Source organism: Burkholderia sp. LMG 13014 (assembly GCF_905232215.1).
Lineage (GTDB): Bacteria > Pseudomonadota > Gammaproteobacteria > Burkholderiales > Burkholderiaceae > Burkholderia.
Genome location: NZ_CAJNKE010000505.1, coordinates 1 through 4,314, shown reverse-complemented (window position 1 = coordinate 4,314; position 4,314 = coordinate 1). Strand labels below are relative to the sequence as shown.

Below are 4,314 nucleotides of genomic sequence, written 5' to 3'. Positions count from 1 at the left end.
TCGACGAGCGCGGTGCCATGCTCGCCCATGCGCAGCGACTGCGGCGGGTAGTCGGGGGTAACCAGCGCACATTCGGGATGCGCGACGAAGCGCGGCGCCGCAGGCGCCGGAGATGCCGGAGATGCCTGCGATGCGGCTTGCGTCGGCGTGGCGCCGGACGTCGCATCGTCGTGTCGCGCCTCGCGCCGCTCGACCGCCGTCGCGAACGGCGCCGGCCGCGGCGGCGCAAGCGCATCATGCGCCTGCTGCCGTACTGGAACAGGTGCGACCGGCCTGGCCGTTAGCGGCTCGCGGCCCGCGGACGACCGGGCCGCGGCGTTCACTCGATGCGTCATGCGTGACGCCTCCTTCGGTCGAGGCGCGGCAGTCGTCATCGTCGATACCTCCGGTGCCGGCTCGGGTGCAATCAGCATCGCCACCATCACCTGCCGTTGCACGGGCACGTTTCGCACGACCGACTCACGCGCGAGCAGGACGAATACGCCCGCATGCAGCACGCTCACGGCGGCCACGGCCGACGCGACGCGTATTCCGCGACGACTGGAACGATCGCGGATAAAACTGCATGTGCCGCCCGTTTCTCGCGCAGCGAAGGCAGCCGTGCTCATCACGCCCTCCGTCCGGCGTTCAACGATCCTCGCCCGCACGTACCACACCGCCGACTTGAAGAGGACTGCGTATCGATTGACATGATCTCCATCGCTTCGCCCTGCCTCATCCACTCCCGTCGTCTTCGCCGTGCGCCTTCAGCAGTCGCACGCCGTCCCGCATTGCGCAAGCGAATTCTCCCGGCTGCGAAACACCATCGGCTGTTCGTCGCGCGGCGCGCAACGTCGCGCAAACTGCACGGCCTGCTCGACCTGGCCGTGGTGCGCAGACTTCTCGCACACCGGATCGGCCTCCTTCGGGTCGCCGGCCAGCAGGTAGGCCTGGCACCGACACCCGCCGTGATCCACATGTCGTTCGTCGCACGTGCGACACGGCTCGCGCATCCAGCCGTCGCCGCGAAACGCGTTGAACGCGTCGCTGTCATACCAGATCTCCTGCAGCGACCGGTCGCGCACGTTCGGCAGCACGAGTCCGGGCAGTGATCGCGCGGCATGGCACGGCAATGCGGTGCCGTCCGGCGCGACGCCCAGGAACACCGAGCCCCAGCCATTCATGCAGGCCTTCGGGCGCCGCTCGAAATAGTCGGGCACGACAAACAGGATCTTGCATCGCTCGCCGACCAGCTTGCGATAGCGGTTGACCGTTTCCTCGGCCTCGCGCACCTGCTCGACGGTCGGCATCAGCTGGTCGCGGTTCAGCATCGCCCAGCCGTAGTACTGCGTGTTCGCGAGCTCCAGGTAATCGGCGCCGAGGTCCAGCGCCATCTCGATGATCTGTCCCACGTGCGGCAGGTTGTAGCGATGCAGCACACAGTTGAGCACCATCGGGTAGCCGTGTGCCTTGATCAGCCGCGCAACGCCGCGCTTCAGTTCGAACGTGCGGGTGCTGCTCAGGAAATCGTTCAGCTCGCGCGTCGAATCCTGCAGCGACAACTGGATGTGATCGAGCCCGGCCGCCTTGAGCCGCTCGATGCGCGCAACGTTCAGCCCGACGCCCGACGTGATCAGGTTCGTATAGAAACCGAGCCCGCGTGCATGCGCGACGAGCGTCTCGAGGTCGCCGCGCTGCAGCGGTTCGCCGCCCGAGAAGCCGATCTGTGCGGCGCCAAGCGCGCGCGCGTCGCTGATGACCGTGCGCCACGCATCGGTATCGAGTTCCGCGTCGTGCGCCGCGAAGTCGACGGGGTTGTAGCAGAACGCGCAGTGCAGCGGGCAACGGTACGTGAGTTCCGCGAGCAGCCACAGCGGCGCGGATGGACGGGAAGTGTCGGGTGCCATGTCAGTCGAGCCAGCCGCGCAGCCGCGCATGATCGAGGAAACGATAGACGTCGGTCGCGAGGTCCGATTGGCTGAACAGGCGCTCGAGTTCGCCGATGATGTCGTCCAGTTCGCGCGTGCCGTCGCAGCGCGCGAGAATCTCGCCCGCACTCGGGTTGAGCTTGACCATGCCCTCCGGATAGAGGAGCACGTATGCATCCTGGGCCGCCTCCCATTGCAGGCGGTACATGCCACTGAGACAGGGGCGCAGCGGTACGCCGCTGGCGGCTTCGATCGCGTTCATAGGGGGTAGGCCTTTTCGACGGCGTCGAGCATCGACCACAGAATATCGAGCTTGAATTGCAGAATGCCGAGCGCGCGCTGCTGCGCATCCGGTGTCGTGAAGTGCTGCAGCGTGACCGCGAGGCCATGCTCGACGTCGCGTTGCGCGAGCGGCACACGGCTGCGGAAGTAATGCAGCCCGGCCGGCTCGATCCACGGGTAATGCGACGGCCAGCCCGCGAGGCGGTCGAGATGGATCTGCGGCGCGAACATCTCGGTCAGCGACGAGCACACGGCTTCCTGCCACGGCGCACGCCGCGCGAAGTTCACGTATGCGTCCACCGCGAAACGCACGCCGGGCAACACGTATTCGAGCGACCACAGTTCGGCACGCGTGAGACCGCATGCCTCGCCGAGCCGCACCCACGCCTCGATGCCGCCTTCGTTGTCGCCCTGCCCGTCGTGATCGACCAGCCGCTGGATCCAGCGGCGCCGCGTGTCGCGGTCGGGGCAGTTCGACAGGATCGCCGCATCCTTGAGCGGGATGTTGATCTGGTAGTAGAAGCGGTTTGCCACCCAGCCGCGGATCTGCGTGGGCGAACAGGCGCCGCCGTTGAGCCGCCGGTTGAACGGATGATGGATGTGGTAGCGCGATTCGAGCGCGCGCAGGCGCGCCTCGAATTCGGTCGCGGTCCAGGGCGTCGCGTGCAACGCCGTAGCGGGAATAGGTGCGTTCATCGTCAGACCTGGAATTGCATGCCGTCGTGTGCAACGTCGATGCCATGCGCGCGCAGGTGCGCGTGTTCGACGGAATGCGGATCGAGAATCGGGTTCGTGTTGTTGATGTGCGTGAGCACCTTGCGCGTACGCGCGGGCAGCGTGTCGAGCCAGTCGATCATGCCGGGCCGCCCGTGTTCCGCGCACTGCGCGAGATGTCCCATGTCGGCTGCGTGCTTGCCCGACAGGCCGAGATCGATCATCTCGGTCCCGGTCCAGAACGTGCCGTCCACCAGCACGAGATCGGCGCCTTCCATGGCCGCACGCACGTCGTCGGTGACTGTCGCGAGCCCCGGCGCGTAGAACGCACGGCGGCCGCTCGCCACGTCTTCGATCGACAGCGCGATGTTGTCCCCGGGCGCGGCCGACGCGCGCCGTGGCGAATAAGGCGGCGCCTTGCTGTCGACGGAAATCGCGGTGAAACGGATCCCGCTCGCCGCCGGCACCGCGAACGGCTCGCCAAGCGCGATCGTGTGAGCGGCGACGCCGCAGTAATGGCCCAGCAGCGGCACGAGCGGCAAGCCGGTCGACAAATCGTCGAGCACGGGTGCGCTCGCGTAGAGCGGCAGCGGCGTCGATCGCTCGCGCAGCATCAGCAGGCCCGTCACGTGATCGATCTGTGCGTCGCACAGCACGACGGCGGCGATGCCGCTGTCGCGGATCGCGCGCGCCGGTTGCAGGTCCGGATCCGCGCGCAACTGGGAAAGAATGTCGGGCGATGCGTTGACGAGGACCCAGTCGATGCCGTCGTCGCTGACCGCGATCGACGACTGCGTGCGCGGCAGCACGTGTCCGCTTCCGCTGCGCGCACGGCGGCAGTTCGCGCAATTGCAGTTCCATTGCGGCAGGCCGCCGCCGGCTCCCGAGCCGAGTATCTTGATCTTCATGGGCGTCAGCTCCCGAGGCCGCCCGCGCCGATCACGGCGAAACGGGCGGCACGCACGGCGATCAGCGGTTGGCGATGTACATCGTGATTTCGAAGCCGAAGCGCAGGTCGGTGTAAGACGGGGTCGTCCACTGCATGATGTGTCTCCTGATTGAGTTGATGAGTTGCGTGGTGAGTCGAACAACCGCGGAAATCGGGCGGTCTGTTCCTCTTCAGCAAGGAGCGTGCCGAAACCTCGCGTAGGCCGCCCGGCAGCGGCATGCGGCTGTCGTTCGGGCATCAGGATGGAATTCTTACGAATAGCCGACACAAATCAAGCGGGTGCGGTCCGCCGCCCCGGCCGCATGGTGCGCAGGGGGGGTGACAGGTGTTGAATCGTTGAACACCGGTGTTGCAACTTGACACACCGGCTGTAACAGCACGCGCACGGCGCGCCGACCGGGATCCCGTTGCCTGCGCGTCAGCTTTCGTCCGACGGGCGGCGCTCCGCGTCGGCTGCCGGCA

General features: G+C 67.0%; 5 protein-coding genes and 1 pseudogene. All 6 read right to left on the bottom strand.

Features of this window, described 5'->3' with window-relative positions; translation table 11 throughout:
• Positions 1-512: pseudogene (locus JYJ84_RS29720) on the bottom strand (hypothetical protein); the annotation flags it as partial.
• A 234-nt stretch (positions 513-746) separates the two neighbouring features.
• Positions 747-1,886 carry a pyrroloquinoline quinone biosynthesis protein PqqE gene (gene pqqE, locus JYJ84_RS29715; protein WP_175221224.1) on the bottom strand — a complete coding sequence of 380 codons (1,140 nt, stop codon included), beginning with the start codon at positions 1,884-1,886 and terminating at the stop codon, positions 747-749.
• A gap of 1 nt (position 1,887) precedes the next feature.
• Positions 1,888-2,169: a pyrroloquinoline quinone biosynthesis peptide chaperone PqqD gene (pqqD, locus tag JYJ84_RS29710; RefSeq protein ID WP_122947906.1), complete on the bottom strand. Its 282-nt coding sequence runs from the start codon at positions 2,167-2,169 to the stop codon at positions 1,888-1,890.
• A complete protein-coding gene (pqqC, locus tag JYJ84_RS29705; protein ID WP_122947907.1) occupies positions 2,166-2,885 on the bottom strand; it encodes a pyrroloquinoline-quinone synthase PqqC in 720 nt (239 codons plus the stop codon). Before pqqC ends, pqqD begins: the two co-directional genes overlap by 4 nt.
• A gap of 2 nt (positions 2,886-2,887) precedes the next feature.
• Positions 2,888-3,811: a pyrroloquinoline quinone biosynthesis protein PqqB gene (gene pqqB, locus JYJ84_RS29700; RefSeq protein ID WP_174956079.1), complete on the bottom strand. Its 924-nt coding sequence runs from the start codon at positions 3,809-3,811 to the stop codon at positions 2,888-2,890.
• A 61-nt stretch (positions 3,812-3,872) separates the two neighbouring features.
• Entirely contained in the window at positions 3,873-3,947 is a 75-nt protein-coding gene (pqqA, locus tag JYJ84_RS29695) for a pyrroloquinoline quinone precursor peptide PqqA (RefSeq protein ID WP_006485436.1), read from the bottom strand.
• Positions 3,948-4,314: the final 367 nt, after the last annotated feature.

Coding starts and splice junctions, on each gene's coding strand:
- pqqE (WP_175221224.1), bottom strand. CDS start 1,886: ATGGCACCCGACACTTCCCGTCCATCCGCGCCGCTGTGGCTGCTCGCG.
- pqqD (WP_122947906.1), bottom strand. CDS start 2,169: ATGAACGCGATCGAAGCCGCCAGCGGCGTACCGCTGCGCCCCTGTCTC.
- pqqC (WP_122947907.1), bottom strand. CDS start 2,885: ATGAACGCACCTATTCCCGCTACGGCGTTGCACGCGACGCCCTGGACC.
- pqqB (WP_174956079.1), bottom strand. CDS start 3,811: ATGAAGATCAAGATACTCGGCTCGGGAGCCGGCGGCGGCCTGCCGCAA.